General features: G+C 68.0%; 19 protein-coding genes. 13 read left to right on the top strand and 6 right to left on the bottom strand.

The window, feature by feature from the left end:
• Window positions 1–4 precede the first annotated feature (4 nt).
• Genes H7J86_RS30810 through mptB form a run of 4 tightly spaced genes read right to left on the bottom strand, consistent with a single transcriptional unit; the run spans window position 5 to window position 4,022 of the window.
• Window positions 5–682: a DUF429 domain-containing protein gene (locus tag H7J86_RS30810; RefSeq protein ID WP_267295587.1), complete on the bottom strand. Its 678-nt coding sequence runs from the start codon at window positions 680–682 to the stop codon at window positions 5–7.
• 18 nt (window positions 683–700) lie between these two features.
• Complete coding sequence (locus H7J86_RS30805) at window positions 701–1,477, bottom strand: ABC transporter permease (protein ID WP_267295585.1); 777 nt, start codon at window positions 1,475–1,477, stop codon at window positions 701–703.
• Entirely contained in the window at window positions 1,474–2,406 is a 933-nt protein-coding gene (locus tag H7J86_RS30800) for an ABC transporter ATP-binding protein (protein WP_090358022.1), read from the bottom strand. Before H7J86_RS30800 ends, H7J86_RS30805 begins: the two co-directional genes overlap by 4 nt.
• Complete coding sequence (gene mptB, locus H7J86_RS30795) at window positions 2,403–4,022, bottom strand: polyprenol phosphomannose-dependent alpha 1,6 mannosyltransferase MptB (RefSeq protein ID WP_090358020.1); 1,620 nt, start codon at window positions 4,020–4,022, stop codon at window positions 2,403–2,405. Before mptB ends, H7J86_RS30800 begins: the two co-directional genes overlap by 4 nt.
• Before the next feature lie 90 nt (window positions 4,023–4,112).
• Here mptB and H7J86_RS30790 point away from each other — a divergent pair, with 90 nt between their 5' ends.
• The 13 genes from H7J86_RS30790 (at window position 4,113) to H7J86_RS30730 (ending at window position 17,458) form a co-directional block, all read left to right on the top strand.
• Entirely contained in the window at window positions 4,113–4,883 is a 771-nt protein-coding gene (locus tag H7J86_RS30790; protein WP_372517357.1) for a helix-turn-helix transcriptional regulator, read from the top strand.
• On the top strand, window positions 4,880–6,307 hold the full coding sequence (sufB, locus tag H7J86_RS30785) for a Fe-S cluster assembly protein SufB (protein ID WP_090358018.1): 1,428 nt from the start codon (window positions 4,880–4,882) through the stop codon (window positions 6,305–6,307). Before H7J86_RS30790 ends, sufB begins: the two co-directional genes overlap by 4 nt.
• Window positions 6,304–7,488, top strand: coding sequence for a Fe-S cluster assembly protein SufD (sufD, locus tag H7J86_RS30780; RefSeq protein WP_267295583.1), 1,185 nt, complete (start codon window positions 6,304–6,306; stop codon window positions 7,486–7,488). The genes sufB and sufD overlap by 4 nt, the downstream gene beginning before the upstream one ends.
• Window positions 7,485–8,267, top strand: coding sequence for a Fe-S cluster assembly ATPase SufC (gene sufC / locus H7J86_RS30775; RefSeq protein ID WP_090358014.1), 783 nt, complete (start codon window positions 7,485–7,487; stop codon window positions 8,265–8,267). The genes sufD and sufC overlap by 4 nt, the downstream gene beginning before the upstream one ends.
• 2 nt (window positions 8,268–8,269) lie before the next feature.
• On the top strand, window positions 8,270–9,514 hold the full coding sequence (locus H7J86_RS30770) for a cysteine desulfurase (protein ID WP_267295581.1): 1,245 nt from the start codon (window positions 8,270–8,272) through the stop codon (window positions 9,512–9,514).
• Between the two features lie 34 nt (window positions 9,515–9,548).
• Window positions 9,549–10,031 (top strand): Fe-S cluster assembly sulfur transfer protein SufU, encoded by a 483-nt coding sequence (sufU, locus tag H7J86_RS30765; RefSeq protein ID WP_090358010.1) that lies wholly within the window; start codon window positions 9,549–9,551, stop codon window positions 10,029–10,031.
• On the top strand, window positions 10,028–10,372 hold the full coding sequence (locus H7J86_RS30760; RefSeq protein WP_090358008.1) for a metal-sulfur cluster assembly factor: 345 nt from the start codon (window positions 10,028–10,030) through the stop codon (window positions 10,370–10,372). The genes sufU and H7J86_RS30760 overlap by 4 nt, the downstream gene beginning before the upstream one ends.
• A gap of 462 nt (window positions 10,373–10,834) precedes the next feature.
• The gene (locus tag H7J86_RS30755) at window positions 10,835–13,081 is read left to right on the top strand and encodes an acyltransferase family protein (protein WP_267295580.1); all 2,247 of its coding nucleotides are present in this window, start codon (window positions 10,835–10,837) and stop codon (window positions 13,079–13,081) included.
• Window positions 13,082–13,129: 48 nt separating this feature from the next.
• Entirely contained in the window at window positions 13,130–14,206 is a 1,077-nt protein-coding gene (locus tag H7J86_RS30750; protein ID WP_267295578.1) for an oxidoreductase, read from the top strand.
• A gap of 81 nt (window positions 14,207–14,287) precedes the next feature.
• Window positions 14,288–14,638 carry a thioredoxin gene (trxA, locus tag H7J86_RS30745; protein ID WP_090358006.1) on the top strand — a complete coding sequence of 117 codons (351 nt, stop codon included), beginning with the start codon at window positions 14,288–14,290 and terminating at the stop codon, window positions 14,636–14,638.
• 25 nt (window positions 14,639–14,663) lie between these two features.
• Window positions 14,664–15,518 (top strand): enoyl-CoA hydratase, encoded by an 855-nt coding sequence (locus H7J86_RS30740; protein WP_267295576.1) that lies wholly within the window; start codon window positions 14,664–14,666, stop codon window positions 15,516–15,518.
• 23 nt (window positions 15,519–15,541) lie between these two features.
• Window positions 15,542–17,170: an ABC-F family ATP-binding cassette domain-containing protein gene (locus tag H7J86_RS30735; RefSeq protein ID WP_090358002.1), complete on the top strand. Its 1,629-nt coding sequence runs from the start codon at window positions 15,542–15,544 to the stop codon at window positions 17,168–17,170.
• A 96-nt stretch (window positions 17,171–17,266) separates the two neighbouring features.
• The gene (locus H7J86_RS30730; RefSeq protein WP_090358000.1) at window positions 17,267–17,458 is read left to right on the top strand and encodes a helix-turn-helix domain-containing protein; all 192 of its coding nucleotides are present in this window, start codon (window positions 17,267–17,269) and stop codon (window positions 17,456–17,458) included.
• Window positions 17,459–17,463: 5 nt separating this feature from the next.
• Here H7J86_RS30730 and H7J86_RS30725 read toward each other — a convergent pair whose 3' ends face one another.
• Entirely contained in the window at window positions 17,464–18,030 is a 567-nt protein-coding gene (locus H7J86_RS30725) for a TetR/AcrR family transcriptional regulator (RefSeq protein ID WP_090357998.1), read from the bottom strand.
• A gap of 15 nt (window positions 18,031–18,045) precedes the next feature.
• On the bottom strand, window positions 18,046–20,886 hold the full coding sequence (locus tag H7J86_RS30720; RefSeq protein WP_090357996.1) for an aconitate hydratase: 2,841 nt from the start codon (window positions 20,884–20,886) through the stop codon (window positions 18,046–18,048).
• Between the last annotated feature and the right edge of the window lie 148 nt (window positions 20,887–21,034).

Raw genomic sequence — 21,034 nt, 5'->3', positions numbered from 1 at the left:
CTGGTCAGCACCAGATCGCGATCCGCCGGCCACGCTCGTCGACCTGCGGCGGGTCGGGCACGCTGTACGCCGCGCCCGCGGCGATCCGGGCGGCGCTCCACGATGCCGCCGCGGCGTCCAGCACGTCGTCGGCCGGCACATGCGCCGCCGCGCCGAGATCCTCCGGCAGCTCGATCCCGTGGTCGGCCAGCACCCGCAGCCGCGCCCGCTGCCCACGCCAGGACTTCTTGGTCCCGTCCTCGAATCCCAGGCCCATCTGCCGGAACGACAACTCCGGGTGCACCTCCCACAGTGGTGCGGCGCCGTCGTCGTACACCGTGTTGGCGTCGAGCAGTTTGGCCCGCAACCCCCAGGACTGGATGCTCATGCCCTTGCCCATCAACTGCCGGCTCAGGGCGCTGGCCGCGGCGTGGTCCGGCTGCTCCCAGCACGGCCGGGGGGCGATCTCGAACACGGTGGACCGCCGGCGACCGAGCAGGGCCCGGGCGGCGGTATCGGTGCCGCGCGTCCCGGCGGCCATCAACCCCAGCGGAATGTCCACCCCGATCGCCGCGGCATCGCCGATATCGCGGACCAGGTCGGCAAGTCGGCCGGCGACGACGATGCCGGCGTAGGCGCCGTCGCGCAACGTCACGCCGACCCAGCCGCCGCGGTAGGCATCGACGCCGGCGACCGTTGTCACGTCAGGGCCCGGCGCGGCTCAGGTGAAGCGGAACCAGCGCAGCGCGCACAGGGCGGCCACGCCGCCCCAGACGGCCAGCACGACCACGCCGAACCAGTCGACCGACAGGGTCATCGCCTGCGTCAGCGCCTCGGTGAGCGCACCCGAGGGGGTGAGGCGGGCGATCCAGGCCACCGCGTGCGGTACCAGCCCGCCCTCCAGGGTCAGCGCGCCGAGTCCGGCGAAGACGAACCACATCAGATTGCCGACGGCCAGCACGATCTCGGCCTTGCACGTCCCGCCCAGCAGCAGGCCCAGCGCGGCGAACGACGCGGTGCCCAGCGCAATGACGACGGCGCCGAGCAACAGTCCCAACACCGGCGGGCGCCAGCCCAGTGCCACACCGATGGCGCCCAGCAGGATCGACTGCAGGAACACCACCGTCACGACGGCCAGCGATTTGCCCGCGATGATGCCCCACACCGGAAGAGCCGTCGCCCCAAGGCGTTTCAACGCGCCGTACCGGCGGTCGAAGGCCACCGCGATGGCCTGGCCGGTGAACGCGGTCGAGATGACGGCCAGTGCCATGATGGCGGGCGCGAACGTCCCCGCCCGGTCCGGGCCGAACGAGCCCAGCGGCATCAACGTCAGCCCGACCAGCAGCGTGATGGGGATGAACATGGTCAGCAGCAGCTGCTCGCCGTTGCGCAACAGCAACTTCAGCTCCAGCCCGTACTGCGCGGTCAGCATCTGGCGCACACCCGCCGGACGCGGGTCCGGTGTGAAGGTGCCCGCGGCGAACCGGTTATCGGTCATGACCTCAGCTCCCGGCCGGTCAGATCGAGGAACACGTCCTCCAGGCTGCGTTGTTCGACGCGCATATCGGTGGTCAGTACGTTGACCCGGGCGCACCACGCGGTCACGGTGGCCAGCACCTGCGGATCGATGTGGCCCTCGACCAGATACTCGCCGGGCGCGGTTTCGGAGCTGCGGTACGTCTCGGGCAGCGCCGCCACCAGCAGCGACAGATCCAGTTTCGGCGGCGCGCTGAACCGCAGCTGGTTCTCGGCGCCGTTGCGGGTCAGCTCGGCGGGCGTGCCCGCGGCCACCGTGGTGCCGTGATCGATGATGACCAACCGGTCGGCCAGTTCCTCGGCCTCGGACAGGTGATGGGTGGTCAGCACCACGGTCACCCCGTCGCGGCGCAGCGCGTCGATCAACTCCCACACCACAATCCGGGCGTGCGCGTCCATCCCGGCGGTGGGTTCGTCGAGGAAGACCAGCTCGGGGCGGCCGACCACGGCGCAGGCCAGCGCGAGGCGCTGTTGTTGGCCGCCGGAGAGCCTGCGGTAGGTGGTGCGGGCGGCCTCGGTGAGTCCGAGGGTGTCCATCAGCCACTGGGGGTCCAGCGGGTTGGCGGCGTAGGAGGCGACCAGGTTGAGCATCTCACCGGCCCGCGCGGCCGGATAGCCGCCGCCGCCCTGCAGCATCACCCCGATGCGTTCGCGCACCCGGCTGTTCTCGGCGGCCGGGTCCAGGCCGAGGATCTCGATACTGCCCTCGTCGGGCCGCAGGAAACCCTCGCACATTTCGACGGTCGTGGTCTTTCCCGCGCCGTTGGGTCCCAGCAGCGCCAGCACCTCTGCGCGCTGGACGTCGAGGTCGAGCCCGGAAACCGCGGTCGTCGACCCAAACCGTTTGGTCACCCCGCGCAGGCGCACGGGCACGGGCAATCCGGTGGTCACGGGGATTCAGCGTATGCGGCGGGCCTGAGGACTCCGTCGTCGGGCATTACCCGCCACGGCAGACGCCGCCAGGTCAGCGCGATGAGCAGTACCACGATGACGGCGCTGGCCAGGACGGCGTCCACGATCTGGAACAGGGCGAAGCGATCCCCGTTGGCCGTCGGGCCGAAGATACCCACCACCAACGTGATCGCGATGGTGGACCCGCGGAATCCCGGCCGGGTGGCCCAGGTGGCCAGCGGGATGATGGCCCACAGTAGGTACCACGGCTGTACCACCGGGAAGAGCAGCACGGTGGCGCCGAGCGCCACGCCGAGGCCGCCCACGGGATGCAGCCGGCCACGGAACACGGCGAGCAGGAGCCACGTCACCAGGATTCCGATGATGATCACACCGATGCCACGGGTGAGCCCCAGCACCGCGGTGGTGTGGTCGCCCAGTCCGAGCAGGATGCCGACCTGTCCGGTGCCCAGGGCGATCAGCGTCGGCGGCGACATCCACGACCGCACCACGTTGGCGGTACCCAGGGTGGACAACCAGCCGAAGCCCAGGCCGCTGGCCCAGCCGATCACGGCCATCACGAGCAGCGAGAGGGCGCCGAGGGAGAAGCCGGCGGCCAGGAAGGACTTGACGGTGCCGCCCCACCGCCACGCCAGCGCCATCGCGACGAAGCCGATGGCCAGCAGTGAGGGCAGCTTCACCTGGGAGGACAACGCGATGAGCACGGTGCCGAAGACCAGCATGCCCAGTGGTCGCGGTGCCAACCGCCAGCTGCCGTCGCGCACCCCGTCGATACCGCGGAGGGCGAATTCGGTGCCGGCGAGCATCAGCCCCAGCATCGGTGCTTCGTTGTGGATCCCGGCGACCAGGTGCATGAACAACAGCGGGTTGCACGGTCCCAGCCACAGGGCGCCGACCTCGGTGACACCGCAGCGCCGGGCCAGCCGGGGGGTGGCCCAGACGATCAGGCCGACGCCGAGCAGCACCACCAGCCGGTGGCACAGCACCGCGGCGACGATGTTCTCGCCGGTCACGGTCGAGATTCCGCGCCCGATCCACAAGAACAGCGGACCGTAGGGCGCCGGGGTCTCGCGCCAGATGGTGGGCACCGACAGGGTGAACACGTGGTCCAGCCCGAGGCCCGGGGCCGGGCCGACCTTGTACGGGTCCAGCCCGATGCGGGCGATCTGGCTCTGCGCGAGGTAGGAGTAGACATCCCGGCTGTACATCGGTGGGGCGATGAGCAGCGGCAGGGCCCACAGCAGCAGGGTGCGGTCCAGCTGGCTGCGCGACATCCGGTGCGGTCCCAGCGCGAAGCGTCCCAGCATGAGCCAGGCCAGCGTCATCATCACCGCGCCGGTGGTGGTCATGGTCAACGAGACGGTCTGGATGCGGGAGGGCAGATTGAGCAGACGCACCCCGAACGTCGGGTCCTGTACGACGGGGCGGGCACCGGCACCGAGGGCGCCGATCGCCATGAGTACGGTGCCGGTCGCGCCGAATACCCTGGTACGACGGAGCGAGGCGACCTCGGCGTCGTTGAGCGGGGAACCGACCGTTCTCTCGTCGGCATGCCATCGGGCGACCGCCGAGCTGAAGGACCCGAGCGCGGTCATCCCAGCAGCGTAGACGGTGGCCCGGTGAGCCTTTGCACAGTTAGGGTGCCCTTGCTGGAACCGCAGGTCGAATTCCGTCACAATAGTGTTGTGAAATTAAACCCGGAGGTAGGCGGCGCCGTTGCGGCCGCGCCTGCGTCCACCGGGTTGGCAAGTCTGTCAGAAGGTCACACCCGGTCGGCCATCGTGCAGTTGCTGCTCGAAGGTCCGGTCACCGCGGGCGATATCGGCGAGCGGCTGGGTATCTCGGCCGCCGGTGTCCGTCGTCATCTCGACGCGCTGATCGACGCGGGGGACGCGCAGGCCAGTGCCGCAGAGGCCTGGCAGCACACCGGTCGTGGCCGCCCCGCCAAGCGGTACCGCATCACCGCTGCCGGACGGGCCAAGCTGGCGCACTCCTACGACGACCTGGCCGCCGCCGCCATGCGGCAGCTGCGCGAGATCGGCGGTGACGAGGCGGTACAGACCTTCGCCCGTCGGCGCATCGACGGCATCCTGGCCGACGTGGTCAACGCGCCGGCCGCCGCCGATGTGGCCGAAACGGCCGACCGGGTGGCCTCCGCACTCACCAAGGCGGGTTACCGGACCACCACCACACCGGTGGCCGGGCCGCTGTCGGGTGTGCAGATATGCCAGCATCATTGCCCGGTCTCGCATGTCGCCGAGGAGTTCCCGGAACTCTGCGATGCCGAGCGGCAGGCGTTCGCCGAGATCCTCGGCACCCATGTTCAGCGGCTGGCCACCATCGTGAACGGTGACTGCGCCTGTACCACCCACGTTCCGTTGGGGCCTGACAAGCCCGCACCAGTTCGGCCCGCAGCCCGCGCCGAATCCACCACCACACAAGGAGTGTCGCGATGACCCTCACCCCGGAACAGCTGACTCAGGAGGAGACCATTGCCTCCCTGGGTACTTACGGCTACGGCTGGTCGGACTCCGACGCCGCCGGTGCCAGCGCCCAGCGCGGACTGTCCGAGGCTGTCGTCCGCGACATCTCGGCCAAGAAGAGCGAGCCCGAGTGGATGCTCGAGATGCGGCTGAAGGCGCTGCGCACCTTCGAGAAGAAGCCCATGCCGAACTGGGGCTCCGATCTCGAGGGCATCTTCTTCGACAACATCAAGTACTTCGTGCGCTCCAGCGAGAAGCAGGCCGCGACGTGGGATGACCTGCCCGCCGACATCAAGAACACCTACGACAGGCTGGGTATCCCCGAAGCGGAGAAGCAGCGCCTGGTCTCCGGTGTCGCCGCGCAGTACGAGTCCGAGGTGGTCTACCACTCGATCCGTGAGGATCTGGAGGCCCAGGGCGTCATCTTCCTGGACACCGACACCGCGCTGAAGCAGCACCCGGAGCTGTTCAAGCAGTACTTCGGCACCGTGATCCCGGCCGGCGACAACAAGTTCTCCGCGCTGAACACCGCGGTGTGGTCCGGTGGATCGTTCATCTACGTGCCCAAGGGCGTGCACGTCGACATCCCGCTGCAGGCCTACTTCCGGATCAACACCGAGAACATGGGCCAGTTCGAGCGGACGCTGATCATCGTCGACGAGGACGCCTACGTGCACTACGTCGAGGGCTGCACCGCGCCGATCTACAAGAGCGACTCGCTGCACAGCGCCGTCGTCGAGATCATCGTCAAGCCCGGCGGCCGCTGCCGCTACACCACCATCCAGAACTGGTCGAACAACGTCTACAACCTGGTCACCAAGCGGGCCCGGGCCGAGGCCGGCGCCACCATGGAGTGGGTCGACGGCAACATCGGCTCCAAGGTCACCATGAAGTACCCGGCCGTGTGGATGACCGGTGAGCACGCCAAGGGTGAAGTGCTCTCGGTGGCGTTCGCCGGCCCGGGACAGCACCAGGACACCGGCGCCAAGATGCTGCACCTCGCGCCCAACACGTCGTCCAACATCGTGTCCAAGTCGGTCGCCCGCGGCGGTGGCCGCGCGTCCTACCGGGGCCTGGTTCAGGTCAACAAGGGCGCGCACGGGTCGCGATCATCGGTGAAATGCGATGCGCTGCTGGTTGATTCGATCAGCCGCTCGGACACGTATCCGTATGTCGACATCCGCGAGGACGATGTCACGATGGGTCACGAGGCCACCGTGTCCAAGGTCAGCGAGGATCAGCTGTTCTACCTGATGAGCCGCGGCATGACCGAGGACGAGGCGATGGCCATGGTGGTGCGCGGCTTCGTCGAGCCCATCGCCAAGGAACTGCCGATGGAGTACGCCCTGGAATTGAACCGGCTCATCGAGCTGCAGATGGAAGGCGCGGTGGGATGACCGAGCCCACAATCGCTTTGGCCGACGCCAACAAGGGACAGGCGTTCACCTCCTTCGATGTCGACGCCTTCGAGGTACCCGCCGGCCGTGACGAGATCTGGCGGTTCACCCCGCTCAAGCGGCTGCGCGGCCTGCACAACGGCACCGCCGGGGTGGACGGGAAGGCCACCGGCAGTGCGCTGATCGAGGTGTCCGAACGTCCCGGTGTCACCGTCGAGACGGTGCAGCGCGGCGACGAGCGGCTCGGCCAGGGCGGTGTGCCCGCCGACCGCGTTGCCGCACAGGCGTTCTCGGGTTTCGGTAACGCCACCGTCGTGACGGTCGGGCGCAATGTGCACGTCGACGAGCCGATCGAGATCACGGTGACCGGGCCCGGCGAGGGCGTCACCGCATACGGCCATCTGCAGATCCGGGTGGAAGAACTCGGCGAAGCGGTGGTGGTCATCGATCATCGCGGCAGCGGAACCTACGCCGACAACGTCGAGTTCGTGCTCGGTGACGCGTCCCACCTCAAGGTGGTGTCCATCGCGGACTGGGCCGATGACGCCGTGCACGTCAGCATGCATCACGCCTCACTCGGCAAGGACGCGGTGTTCCGGCATTTCGCCGTCACTCTCGGCGCCGAGGTGGCTCGCTTGACCGGACGGGTGCAGTATCGCGGCCCCGGCGGCGACGCCGAACTGCTGGGCCTGTACTTCGCCGACGACGGCCAGCACCTGGAGTCCCGGCTGCTGGTCGACCACTCCCAGCCCAACTGTCGCTCGCACGTCACGTACAAGGGTGCGCTGCAGGGGGATCCGTCCTCCGACCGGCCCGACACCCACACCGTCTGGATCGGCGACGTGCTGATCCGTGCCGAGGCCACCGGCACCGACACCTACGAGGTGAACCGCAATCTGGTGCTCACCGACGGCGCCCGCGCCGACTCGGTGCCCAACCTGGAGATCGAGACCGGCGAGATCGTCGGCGCCGGACACGCCAGTGCCACCGGACGTTTCGACGACGAGCAGCTGTTCTATCTGCGCGCCCGCGGTATCCCGGAGGACCAGGCCCGCCGGCTGGTGGTGCGCGGTTTCTTCGGCGAACTCATCGGCAAGATCTCGGTGCCCGCGGTCCGCGACCGTCTCACCACCGCCATCGAACACGAACTTGAACTGACCGAAGGACATATCCACTCATGACCACACTGGAAATCAAGGACCTGCACGTCAGCGTCGTCTCCAAGGAGGACGGAACCGACATCCCGATCCTCAAGGGTGTCGACCTCACCGTGAGCTCGGGTGAGACGCATGCGGTGATGGGCCCCAACGGATCCGGCAAGTCGACGCTGTCCTACGCCATCGCCGGCCACCCCAAGTACACCGTCACGTCGGGGTCGATCACCCTGGACGGCCAGGATGTGCTGGAGATGTCCATCGACGAGCGTGCGCGGGCCGGGCTGTTCCTGGCCATGCAGTACCCGGTCGAGGTGCCCGGCGTGTCGATGTCGAACTTCCTGCGCACCGCGGCCACCGCCGTGCGCGGTGAGGCACCCAAGCTGCGGCACTGGGTCAAAGAGGTCAAGGCCGCGATGACCGACCTCGACATCGACCCCGCGTTCGGCGAGCGCAGCGTCAACGAAGGTTTCTCCGGCGGCGAGAAGAAGCGCCACGAGATCCTGCAGCTCGGCCTGCTCAAGCCCAAGATCGCCATCCTCGACGAGACCGATTCCGGGCTGGACGTCGACGCGCTGCGCATCGTCAGCGAGGGTGTGAACCGCTACAAGGAGACCGAGCACGGCGGCGTGCTGCTGATCACGCACTACACCCGCATCCTGCGCTATATCCAGCCGCAGTTCGTGCACGTGTTCTTCGACGGGCGCATCGTCACCTCGGGCGGTCCGGAACTGGCCGATGAGCTCGAAGAGAACGGTTACGAGCGCTTCACTGCGGCCTCCGATCAGGCACACGCCGGAGCTTAGCGATGACCGCGTCAGTCGATCTGGATGTGACCAGGATCAGATCTGACTTTCCGATCCTGAGCCGGGTGATGCGCGGCGGAAACCAGTTGGCCTATCTGGATTCCGGCGCCACCTCGCAGAAGCCGTTGCAGGTGCTCGACGCCGAACGCGACTTCCTGACCACCTCCAACGGTGCGGTGCACCGTGGTGCACATCAGCTGATGGAGGAGTCCACCGACGCCTACGAGCAGGGCCGCGCCGATATCGCGGCGTTCGTCGGCGCCGACGATGACGAGCTGGTGTTCACCAAGAACGCCACCGAGTCGATCAACCTGGTGTCCTACGCGCTGGGTGACCGCCGGTTCGAGAACGCCGTCGGTCCGGGTGATGTCATCGTCACCACCGAGCTGGAACACCACGCCAACCTGATCCCGTGGCAGGAGCTGGCCCAGCGCACCGGGGCGACCCTGCGCTGGTACGGGGTCACCGATGACGGACGTATCGACCTGGACTCGCTGGAACTCGACGAGCGGGTCAAAGTGGTGGCCTTCAGCCATCATTCGAACGTGACGGGCGCGGTGGCCCCGGTTGCCGAGCTGGTCTCGCGGGCCAGGGCCGTCGGCGCGCTGACCGTGCTGGACGCCTGCCAGTCCGTGCCCCACCAGCCGGTGGACTTCCACGCGCTCGATGTCGACTACGCGGCGTTCTCCGGGCACAAGATGCTGGGGCCCACCGGTATCGGTGTCCTCTACGGCCGGCGCGAGCTGCTCGGCGCCATGCCCCCGTTTCTCACCGGCGGTTCCATGATCGAGACCGTCACGATGGCGTCCACCACCTACGCCCCGGCCCCGCAGCGGTTCGAGGCCGGCACGCCGATGACCTCGCAGGTCGTCGGATTGGCCGCCGCCGCACGGTATCTCGGCGCACTGGGGATGCCCGCGGTGACCGCGCACGAGAACGAACTGGTCGCTGCGGCGCTCGAGGGTCTGGCCACCATCCCGGCGGTGCGCATCATCGGGCCGGCCACGCTGGAACACCGGGGTTCGCCGGTGAGCTTCGTCGTCGACGGTGTGCATGCCCACGATGTCGGGCAGGTGCTCGACGACGAGGGTGTGGCAGTGCGCGTCGGGCATCACTGCGCCTGGCCGCTGCACCGGCGGTTCGGCATCGCCGCCACCGCGCGGGCCTCGTTCGCGGTGTACAACACCCACGACGAGGTCGATCGGCTGGTGGCGGGCGTCAAACGCGCGGTGGAGTTCTTTTCATGACGGCGGGCTGGAGCGAAGCGACCCGGGGCAGCAGATGAGAATGGAACAGATGTACCAGGAAGTCATCCTGGACCACTACAAGCACCCGCACCATCGTGGGCTGCGTGAGCCGTTCGGTGCGCAGGTCCATCACGTCAACCCGACGTGCGGTGACGAGGTGACCCTGCGGGTGGCGCTGTCGCAGGACGGCGAGACCGTCGAGGACATCTCCTACGACGGCCAGGGCTGTTCGATCAGCCAGGCCGCGACGTCGGTGCTCACGGATCAGGTGATCGGCCAGACCGTCGGCGACGCCCTCAAGACGGTCGCCGCGTTCACCGAGATGATCTCGTCCCGCGGCAATATCGAGGGCGATGAGGATGTGCTCGGCGACGGTATCGCGTTCGCGGGCGTATCCAAGTACCCGGCCCGGGTGAAATGCGCCCTGCTGGGCTGGATGGCTTTCAAGGCGGCGCTGGCGGAGGCCAGGCCAGGGGTTGACGCTCTGGCATTCGATGAGGTGGAGGACAAACGATGAGTGAAGCCCAGAGCGAAGAGCTGTTGCTGGCCGACGTCGAGGAGGCCATGCGCGATGTGGTCGACCCCGAGCTGGGTATCAACGTCGTGGACCTCGGCCTGGTCTACGGGCTGAACCTGGAGGAGGGGGAGACCGGCAAGGTCGCGCTCATCGACATGACGCTGACCTCGGCGGCCTGCCCGCTCACCGATGTGATCGAGGACCAGACCCGCACCGCACTGGTCGGCGCCGGACTGGTCAACGACATCAAGCTGAACTGGGTGTGGAACCCGCCGTGGGGCCCGGACAAGATCACCGACGACGGCCGCGAGCAACTGCGGGCGCTCGGCTTCACCGTCTGAGCGATCCCGTCCCGCAGGTCCTCCCTCGGTCCGAACCGTTGTTTGCTGGCGCTCGATGATCGCGTCGCGCACCGCGTCGTGCCGCGTGGTGCGTGACGCGGGTGGGGTGGGGAATGCGGTCCGAGCGGCCGGTGCCGGCCAAGGGCACGCGCGGGGCCGGCGGGGCAGTTGTTCACGTTGGTGAAACAAACACGTTGAACGACACCACGATTCGGTATTTCCGCGCGATCGGGCGGTGATGGTGGCGGCGCCGTCTCGACACCCACATTGTCGTTGACGTCAATTTGTCCGCCGACCGGATGACACGCGCTGTCCGCTGAAGATACAACAAACCAATTCTTTGCCACTTTTGTCATGCCGCGGCACACCGGCTCGGCTTAACATCCGACCACGCTCCGGCCTGCCCGGTAGCGGTTCCGGCCCGATGGCGGTCGGAGCAGGATCGGCCGGAGAGGAACCCGGGTGGTCGTCGAACCGAAGGACTTCGGCCGGTCGGTGGCCGCACCTGCTCGGGACACGGCAACGCCACGCCTGTCACCGCAGATCGGTACCAAGGTGCCGAGTGGTTTCCGTCCCGATATCGAGGGACTGCGTGCCGTTGCCGTGCTGGCCGTCGTCCTGTTCCATGCGGGCATCCCCGGATTCCGGGGTGGCTTCGTCGGGGTCGACGTCTTCTTCGTCATCTCGGGATTCCTGATCTCCGGGATGCTGTGGCGCGAGGTCGGCACGTCGGGCAAGGTCAGCCTGCGCCGGTTCTGGGGCGCCCGCGCTCGCCGGCTGCTGCCGGCCTCTGCCTTGGTGGGCGTCGTCACCATCGCCGCGTCGGCGTTCATCCTGTCGCCCCTGCAGGTGAAAACCGTCGCCGTCGATGCCATCACCAGCGCGCTCTACGTGAGCAACTACTGGTTCATCTTCTCGGGGGTCAACTACTTCGGCAAAGACAGCCTGACCACCCCGACACCGTTTCAGCACTACTGGTCGCTGGGCGTGGAAGAGCAGTTCTACCTGGTGTGGCCGGTACTGATCATCGCGACGGCCTGGTTCCTCCGGCGGGTACGACGCCGCGGGGGCCGCGACGCGTCCACACCCGCACCGGCCCCGTACGTCACGGTGCTCGCCCTGGTTGCGGTGGTGTCGTTCGCGCTATCGCTGGTGCTGACCTTCATCATGCCGCCGGCCGCCTATCTGTCCCTGCCCACCCGCGCCTGGCAATTGGCAGCCGGCGGACTGGTGGCGTTGACCGTGGTGCACTGGCAGCGGCTCGGGCGAGTGCCGGCCACGGTGATCGGCTGGACCGGACTGGGGACGCTGCTGTTCGCCTGTGTCTGGGTGAAAGGCTCGTCCGACTACCCCGGGGTGCTGGCGCTCCTTCCCACCCTGGGCACGGCTCTGGTCATCGGTGCCGGGTGCGCGCACGCCGAGCAGGGCTGCGGTCGCCTGCTGGGGCTGGCCCCGATGCGCTCGATCGGCCGCATCTCGTATTCGTGGTATCTGTGGCACTGGCCGGTGCTGGTGCTGATCCCGGCGCTGCTCGGGCACCCGGTGGGTCTGGTCACGAGACTGGCCGCGATGGCCTTCTCGGCGGTTCTGGCCGTGCTGACGTGGAAGTTCGTCGAGAATCCGCTGCGGTTCTCCGCGCGCTTCCGCGGGTCTCCGCGTAACAGCCTCGTCCTGGGTGCCGCGGTCACCGCCATAGCGGTGGCTGCGGGAGCGATCACCTTGGTGGGGACACCCGCGCCGGTCGGTCCCGGGCCGGCCGCGCGGCCATTGGTCATCGCCGCGGAGCCGACGCCGCCCGGCCTGCCGTTGCAGGTGTACGACACCGCGGTGCGCAATGTGTTCGCCCAGGTGAACGAGCAGGTCACCGCCTCGGTGGGGATGACCGCCGTGCCGTCGAATCTGAGTCCGCCGCTCACCGGCACCGCCGCCGAGGTCAAGTCGATCGTCGCCAACGGGTGCCTGCGCTCGCTGCCGTTCGACGGCAGCCAGCCCGAGTGCCTCAGCGGAAACCGGTCGTCGGAGACGACGATCGCCCTGATCGGCGACTCCCACGCCGCGATGTGGAACCCGGCATTCCGGCGGGCGGTCGATGACCGGAACTGGCGGATGCTGCTGATGGCGAAGGCCTCCTGCCCGATTGTCGACCTGCCGCTGACGGATCACCTCAACGAGATGTCGGAGGGATTGCAGCGCTGTGCGCAGTGGCGTTCCGGGATCATGGCCCGGCTGCGCGCCGACCCTCCGCAACTGGTGGTCGTGTCCGCGGTGCGAAGCTACGGCGCGCACGGCACCGCGGTGTGGGGTAAACCCGGATTCGACCCGTTCAACCCGGCCTGGATCGACGGATTGGGCGACCTGGTGCACGAGCTTCGCAGTTACGGCTCGAAGGTCCTGGTGCTGGGGCCGGAGCCGAAGCTCGCGTCGGTGGCAACCAACTGCCTGTCGGCGCACCTGGAGGACGCGAAGGCGTGCGAGGTCCCGTGGCGTGCCACCAACAACGCCGGTATCGAGGCCGAATCCTCGATGGTCCGCGGCAACGGGGGAGACTACGCGAACACCGTCGACTTGTTCTGCTCCGGCGACCGCTGCCCTCCGGTGGTCGGCAACACCATGGTGTTCTACGACGCGAGCCATCTGACGAAGGAGTACTCCCAGGCCCTGGGGCCGGCCGTGGGTGCCTTGATCGACCGGTCGCTGGCCCACGACTGATCTCGGGGATCCGGAATCTGCCGCCCGCCGGTGCTGTTGGATCACGGCATGGCCGACCTCTTCAGTCCGCTGCGCATCCAGAACCTGACGTTGCGCAACCGTTTCGCCATGGCTCCGATGACCCGCCGGGCCTCGCCCGGCGGCGTCCCCGGCGCCGATGTGGCCGACTACTACGCACGCCGGGCAGCCGGCGGGGTGGGGCTGATCATCACCGAGGGCGTGCGCATCCCGCACCCGACGGCGGGCTACCCGTCGAGCATCCCCACCCTCGACGGCGCGGACAGCCTGGCCGGCTGGCAGGCGGTCACCGGCGCCGTGCGTGCACAGGGTGCGGCGATCGCCGCCCAGCTGTGGCATCAGGGCGCCGAGCGCGACGACCGCGACGGTGTCGTCCCGGTCAGCCCGTCCGGCCTCAACAGCGTGGGGCAGGCCCGGGGTGTCGCGCTGGACGACGACGGACTGGATGCCATCCGGCAGGCCTATGCCGCGGCCGCACGCAGCGCACGTGCGGTGGGCTTCGACGCGGTGGAACTGCACGGTGCGCACGGCTACCTGCTCGACGAATTCCTCTGGGACAAGACGAATATCCGGGCGGACGCCTACGGGTCGGACCGCACCCGGTTCCCGGCCGAGGTGATCGCCGCGGTGCGTGACGCCGTCGGTCCGGACTTCCCGATCATCCTGCGGTTCTCGCAGTGGAAGGCCAACGCGTACGGCGCCAGCCTGGCCGACAGCCCCGCCGAGCTGGAGCGGATCCTGGCCCCGTTGGTCGACGCCGGCGTCGATGTCCTGCATCCGTCGACCCGCCGGCACTACCTTCCGGCGTTCGAAGGGGAGTCACCGACCCTGGCCGGCTGGACCAAGAAACTCACCGGCCTGCCCGTGATCGGCGTCGGATCCGTCGGCCTGGCCACCGAATTCAAACCCGGATCGACGAGCAGGGCCCGCATCGAACCGGCGCCGGTGGACCGCCTGCGCGAACTGTTCGACGCCGGCGAGCTCGACGTGATCGCCATCGGGCGCGCCCTGCTGGCCGACCCAGGGTGGGTGAACCGGTTGCGTGACAACACCCTTGGCGAATTCACCGGATACGACGCCGAGAGCGCACTGGCCCGGTTGCACTAGCACGCCGCGCACCAGGCGGCAAAGATGGTCGTCAGAAGTCGAGAACGGAACAACCGGACTCAGGAAAACGTTAGGACAAACGTGGGTACACGAGACATCACCGCAGCCGAATTCAAGGGCATCCTCGACGACAACGAGATCGTGATCGTCGACTTCTGGGCGTCGTGGTGTGGTCCGTGCCGCGCCTTCGCTCCGACGTACGGCGCCTCCGCCGACAAACATCCCGATGTGGTGCACGCCAAGGTCGACACCGAAGCGGAGCCCGAACTGGCCCAGGCCGCCGAGATCCAGGCGATCCCGACGCTGATGGCGTTCAAGAAGGGCCACCAGGTGTTCCGCCAGTCCGGTGCGCTGGGCCCGGCCCAACTCGACGAGTTGATCACCAAGATCAAGGAGTTCGACATCGATGAGGCGATCAGCCGCCAGGGGTGAGCCGGGCACGCGCTAGCGTGCACGTGTGACCGAGCCCACCGATTTCGTCCTCGTCGACCGACCACAGCCCGGGGTGGCGGTGGTCACCCTGAACCGGCCCGAGCGGATGAACTCGATGGCCTTCGATGTGATGGTGCCGCTGCGCGCCGTCCTGGAGGAACTCCACTACGACAACGATGTCCGGGTGGTGGTGCTCACCGGCGCCGGCCGCGGCTTCTCCTCCGGTGCGGACCACAAATCGGCGGGCTCGGTGCCGCACGTGCAGGGCGTGACCCGGCCGACGTTCGCGCTGCGGTCCATGGAGGTACTCGACGAGGTGATCCTGGCGCTGCGGCGGCTGCACCAGCCGGTGATCGCCGCCGTCAACGGCGCCGCGATCGGCGGGGGCCTGTGCCTGGCCTTGGCCTGCGATATCCGGGTCGCCGCGGCCGGGGCGTACTTCCGGGCCGCCGGGATCAACAACGGCCTGACCGCCAGCGAGCTGGGGCTGTCCTATCTGTTGCCGCGGGCCATCGGTGCGTCGCGCGCCTTCGAGATCATGCTCACCGGGCGTGACGTCGACGCCGCCGAAGCCGAGCGGATCGGCCTGGTCTCGCAAGTGGTGGCCGAGGACGAGTTGCTGGCATACTGCTACGGCATCGCCCAGCGCATCGCGGCGTTTTCCCGGCCCGGAACCGAGTTGACCAAGCGAACGCTGTGGAGTGGACTGGACGCCGGCAGCCTCGAGGGGCATATGCAGGCCGAAGGGCTGGGCCAGTTGTTCGTGCGCCTGCTCACCGCCAACTTCGAGGAAGCGGTCGCTGCGCGCGCCGAAAAGCGGGCGCCGGTGTTCACTGACGAGCGCTTGCGCGAGGAATCGACGAGCACCGACGACAAGTAAGACAAGTACGAGGAGGCAGCAGCGTGATCACCGCAACGGACCTGGAGGTCCGCGCCGGGGCGCGCACGCTGCTGTCCATCGAGGGCGCCGCGCTGCGGATCCAGCCCGGCGACCGGATCGGTCTGGTGGGGCGCAACGGTGCGGGCAAGACCACCACCATGCGCATCCTGGCCGGCGAGGGTGAGCCCTACGCGGGCAAGGTCGAATCCACCGGTGAGATCGGCTACCTCCCGCAGGATCCGCGGGAGGGCGACCTCGACGTGCTGGCCCGCGACCGGGTGCTCTCGGCCCGCGGTCTGGACACCCTGCTGTCGGATCTGGAGAAGCAGCAGACGTTGATGGCCGAGGTGGCCGATGACGACGCCCGGGACAAGGCCGTGCGCCGCTACGGTCAGCTCGAGGAGCGGTTCGCCGCGCTCGGTGGATACGCCGCCGAGAGCGAGGCGGGCCGCATCTGCGCCAGCCTCGGCCTGCCCGATCGCGTGCTGACCCAGCCGCTGCGCACCCTGTCCGGCGGCCAGCGCCGCCGGGTGGAGCTGGCCCGCATCCTGTTCGCCGCGTCCGACACCGGTTCCGGTTCGGCGACCACGCTGCTACTCGACGAGCCCACCAACCACCTCGACGCCGACTCGATCGGCTGGTTGCGCACCTTCCTGCAGAACCACACCGGCGGCCTGGTGGTGATCAGCCACGATGTGGACCTGCTCGCCGATGTGGTGAACCGGGTGTGGTTCCTGGACGCCGTACGTGGTGAGGCCGATGTCTACAACATGGGCTGGCAGAAGTACCTCGATGCCCGCTCCACCGACGAGCAGCGTCGCCGCCGCGAACGTGCCAATGCCGAGAAGAAGGCCGGCGCCTTGCGGGTCCAGGCCGCGAAGATGGGCGCCAAGGCCACCAAAGCCGTTGCCGCGCAGAATATGTTGCGCCGCGCCGAGCGGATGATCGCCGAGCTCGATGCCGAGCGGGTGGCCGACAAGGTGGCCCGCATCAAATTCCCCACACCCGCACCGTGCGGTAAGACACCGCTGGTAGCCAAGGGGTTGACCAAGACCTACGGTTCGCTGGAGATCTTCACCGGTGTCGACCTGGCCATCGATCGTGGTTCCCGCGTCGTGGTGCTGGGCCTCAACGGCGCCGGGAAGACGACGCTGTTGCGCTTGCTGGCGGGCACGGAGTCCGCCGACGCCGGTGCCCTGGAACCGGGGCACGGTCTCAAGATCGGCTACTTCGCCCAGGAGCACGACACCCTGGACAACGAGGCGACGGTCTGGGAGAACATCCGGCATGCCGCCCCGGACACCGGGGACCAGGACCTGCGAGGTCTGTTGGGCGCCTTCATGTTCACCGGGCCGCAGCTCGAACAACCGGCGGGCACGCTGTCCGGTGGCGAGAAGACCCGGCTGGCACTGGCCGGGCTGGTCGCCTCCACCGCCAATGTGCTGCTGCTCGACGAGCCCACCAACAACCTCGATCCCGCCTCCCGCGAGCAGGTGCTCGACGCACTGCGCAGCTACCAGGGTGCGGTGGTGCTGGTGACGCACGACCCGGGTGCCGCCGAGGCGCTGGACCCCCAGCGGGTGGTGCTGCTGCCCGACGGCACCGAGGACTTCTGGTCCACCGAGTATCGAGACCTCATCGAACTCGCCTGATATCGCGGCACTTTGCCCGAAATTCATACATCAGGTTTCACCGGTTCCTAGGCTGTGTACCCGCGGGATGCATTCGCTTAAGTGGGGAGACATCTGATGAACGAAAGCAGTAAGTCCCGAGACCAGGTACTCGACGACCTGCGCACCGCCTACGAGCGGGGTGCGAGTATCCGCTCACTGGTGGCGATCACCGGCCGCTCGTACGGGTCCGTGCACAGCATGTTGCGGGAGTCCGGCACCACCATGCGCAGTCGTGGCGGGCCGAACCACCGGCGTGCCATGGGCTGACCGGATCAGCCGCGCTGGCGCACCGACTCCTCGACGAGGTCCAGTACCGCGCTGAGGTTTTCGGTGGTGTCGCCGGATGCCAGCCGGGCCACCAGCCCGTCGAGCACCAGATCCAGGTAGTTCTGCAGCACCGAACCCGGCACGTCGTCGCGCAGCCGGCCCGCCTTCTTCTGCTGCCGCAACCGCTCCGAGGTCGCGGCGGACAACTCCGCCGACCGTTCCGCCCAGCCGGCATGGAAAGCCGGGTCGTTGCGCAACTTGCGGGCGATCTCCAACCGGGTGGCCAGCCAATCGAACTGCTCCGGCGCAGCGATCAACTCGCGCATCACCTGGATGAGGCCCTCGCGGGAGGCCACCTCGGCCATCCGCTCGGCGTCCTCCCGGGCCAGCTCGAAGAACAGGGTGTCCTTGTCGCGGAAGTGGTGGAAGATGGCGCCGCGCGACAGCCCGATGGTGTGTTCGAGCCGCCGCACGGTCGCCTTCTCGTACCCGTATTCCGCGAAGCACCTGCGGGCACCGTCGAGTATCTGGCGCCGGCGTGCCGTCAGATGGTCGTCGGTGACCCGCGGCATGGTGTGCGCCGCTACCTAGTTCGACTTGAGCATGTTGCGCAGCACGTACTGCAGGATGCCGCCGTTGCGGTAGTAGTCGGCCTCACCGGGGGTGTCGATGCGGACCACCGCGTCGAACTCGACCGTCTCCCCGTTTTCCTTGGTGGCCGTGACCTTGACGGTCTTCGGGGTCTTGCCCTCGTTGAGCGCGGTGATACCCGTGATGTCGAACGTCTCGGTGCCGTCCAGCTTCAGGCTCGCCGCCGACTCACCCACCGGGAACTGCAGCGGGATGACGCCCATGCCGATCAGGTTCGACCGGTGGATGCGCTCGAAGGACTCGGTGATCACCGCGCGCACACCCAGCAGCGTGGTGCCCTTGGCCGCCCAGTCCCGCGAGGAACCCGATCCGTACTCCTTGCCGCCCAGCACCACCAGTGGGATGCCGGCCGCCTGGTAGTTCACCGAGGCGTCGTAGATGAACGCCTGCGGACCGCCCGGCTGGGTGAAGTCGCGGGTGTAGCCACCGGAGACGTCATCGAGCAGCTGGTTCTTGAGCCGGATGTTGGCGAAGGTGCCGCGGATCATCACCTCGTGGTTGCCGCGCCGCGACCCCAGCGAGTTGTAGTCCTTGCGGTCCACACCGTGCGCGTCCAGGTACTGCGCGGCCGGGGTGCCCGGCTTGATCGCACCGGCCGGGCTAATGTGGTCGGTGGTCACCGAATCGCCCAGCAGGGCAAGAACTCTCGCACCGGTGATGTCCTTCACCGGCACCGGCTCGGCGGGCATGCCGTCGAAGTACGGCGCCTTGCGCACGTAGGTGGAGCTGTCGACCCACTCGAAGGTGCTGCCCTCCGGCGTCGGCAGTGCGCGCCAGCGCTCGTCGCCCTTGAACACGTCGGCGTAGGAGTCGGTGAACATATCCCGGTTGATCGAGCTGGCGATGGTCTCCTGGATCTCGGCGGCCGTGGGCCAAATGTCCTTGAGGAAGACGTCGTTGCCCTCGGTGTCCTGCCCGAGCGGATCGGTCTCGAAGTCGAAGTCCATGGTGCCCGCGATGCCGTAGGCGATCACCAGCGGCGGTGAGGCCAGGTAGTTCATCTTCACGTCGGGGGAGATGCGGCCCTCGAAGTTGCGGTTGCCCGAGAGCACTGCCGTCACCGACAGGTCGTTGTCGTTGATGGCCTTGGAGATCTCGTCGGGCAGCGGCCCGGTGTTGCCGATGCACGTGGTGCAGCCGTAGCCGCCCAGGTAGTAGCCCAGCTTCTCCAGGTACGGCCACAGGCCGGCCTTGTTGTAGTAGTCGGTGACGACCTGCGAGCCGGGCGCCATGTTGGTCTTGACCCACGGCTTGGAGGTCAGCCCCTTCTCGACGGCCTTCTTGGCCAGCAGGGCGGCACCGAGCATGACCGACGGGTTGGAGGTGTTGGTGCAGGAGGTGATGCCCGCGACCACGACCGCGCCGTGATCGAGCACGAACTCGCCGCGCTCCTCGGAGCGCACCGTGACCGGCTTGGACGGGCGGCCCGAGGCGCCGTTGGCCGCCGACGGGCGCGCGTCGACCGCCCCGTCGTCGGCGAAGGACAGCGATACGGAATCGCTGGCCGGGAAGGACTCCTCGACCGCCTCGTCCAGCTTGGTCTCCGGAGTCGGGTGGTTCTCCTCGACGTAGTTGTGGATGTCCTTGCGGAAGGCGTTCTTGGCATCGGTCAGTTCGATACGGTCCTGCGGGCGCTTGGGGCCCGAGATGGACGGCACCACGGTCGACAGGTCCAACTCGATGTACTCGGAGAAGGCCGGCTCGTGATCGGGGTCGTGCCACATGCCCTGCGTCTTGGCGTAGGCCTCCACCAGGGCCAGCTGCTCCTCGGTGCGCCCGGTCAGGCGCAGGTAGTTGATCGTCTCTTCGTCGATCGGGAAAATCGCTGCGGTGGAACCGAATTCGGGGCTCATGTTGCCCAGGGTGGCGCGGTTGGCCAGTGGCACCTCGGCCACACCCTTGCCGTAGAACTCGACGAACTTGCCGACCACGCCGTGCTTGCGCAGCATGTCGGTGGCAGTCAGCACCACGTCGGTGGCGGTCACGCCGGGCTTGATCTCACCGGTCAGCTTGAAGCCGACGACGCGCGGGATGAGCATCGAGACGGGCTGGCCCAGCATGGCCGCCTCGGCCTCGATACCGCCGACGCCCCAGCCCAGCACGCCCAGGCCGTTCTCCATCGTGGTGTGGCTGTCGGTGCCCACACAGGTGTCGGGGTAGGCCACCCCGTCGCGGACCATGGTCACGCGGGCCAGGTATTCGATGTTGACCTGGTGCACGATGCCGGTGCCCGGGGGGACGACCTTGAAGTCGTCGAACGCGCCCTGGCCCCAGCGCAGGAACTGGTAGCGCTCGCCGTTGCGTTCGTATTCGAGCTCGACGTTGCGCTCGAAGGCGCCGGCGTTGCCGAAGACGTCGAGGATGACGGAGTGGTCGATGACCATCTCGGCGGGGGAGAGCGGGTTGACCTTGTTCGGGTCGCCACCGAGGGTCGCGACGGCCTCACGCATGGTGGCCAGGTCGACGATGCAGGGCACACCGGTGAAGTCCTGCATCAGCACGCGGGCGGGGGTGAACTGGATCTCGATGCTGGGCTCGGCCGACGGATCCCAGTTCGCGATGGCCTCGATGTGCTCCTTGGTGATGTTGGCACCGTCTTCGGTGCGCAGCAGGTTCTCGGCCAGCACCTTGAGGCTGTAAGGCAGTTTCTCGGTCCCGGGTACCGCGTCCAGGCGGTAGATCTCGTAACTGTTGTCGCCCACGGTGAGGGTGTCGCGGGCCCCGAAAGAGTTCAAAGATGAATTGGCCGACGAATTGGCCGTATTTTCGTTACTCACATCAACTCCCGGCTAGTCTCGCCGCGACGGGCTGTGTCGACGGCGCCGATAATCCTAACAGTACGCTTGTCCTGGTAATCGACCCAGGGGCCCTCCCAGTCTTGTCTTCTCGCGCGCGTGCTGCCAGTCGGTTGGGTGAATTTCGCGT

The organism is Mycobacterium hackensackense (genome assembly GCF_025822555.1).
Taxonomy (GTDB): domain Bacteria; phylum Actinomycetota; class Actinomycetes; order Mycobacteriales; family Mycobacteriaceae; genus Mycobacterium; species Mycobacterium fluoranthenivorans.
Note: the sequence above shows the minus strand (reverse complement) of the source record. Positions and strands in the feature narration are given on the sequence as shown.

Coding starts and splice junctions, on each gene's coding strand:
- H7J86_RS30725 (WP_090357998.1), bottom strand. CDS start 18,030: ATGCCGCGGGTCACCGACGACCATCTGACGGCACGCCGGCGCCAGATA.
- sufB (WP_090358018.1), top strand. CDS start 4,880: ATGACCCTCACCCCGGAACAGCTGACTCAGGAGGAGACCATTGCCTCC.
- H7J86_RS30750 (WP_267295578.1), top strand. CDS start 13,130: ATGGCCGACCTCTTCAGTCCGCTGCGCATCCAGAACCTGACGTTGCGC.
- H7J86_RS30760 (WP_090358008.1), top strand. CDS start 10,028: ATGAGTGAAGCCCAGAGCGAAGAGCTGTTGCTGGCCGACGTCGAGGAG.
- H7J86_RS30730 (WP_090358000.1), top strand. CDS start 17,267: ATGAACGAAAGCAGTAAGTCCCGAGACCAGGTACTCGACGACCTGCGC.
- sufU (WP_090358010.1), top strand. CDS start 9,549: ATGAGAATGGAACAGATGTACCAGGAAGTCATCCTGGACCACTACAAG.
- sufD (WP_267295583.1), top strand. CDS start 6,304: ATGACCGAGCCCACAATCGCTTTGGCCGACGCCAACAAGGGACAGGCG.
- sufC (WP_090358014.1), top strand. CDS start 7,485: ATGACCACACTGGAAATCAAGGACCTGCACGTCAGCGTCGTCTCCAAG.
- H7J86_RS30770 (WP_267295581.1), top strand. CDS start 8,270: ATGACCGCGTCAGTCGATCTGGATGTGACCAGGATCAGATCTGACTTT.
- H7J86_RS30805 (WP_267295585.1), bottom strand. CDS start 1,477: ATGACCGATAACCGGTTCGCCGCGGGCACCTTCACACCGGACCCGCGT.
- mptB (WP_090358020.1), bottom strand. CDS start 4,022: ATGACCGCGCTCGGGTCCTTCAGCTCGGCGGTCGCCCGATGGCATGCC.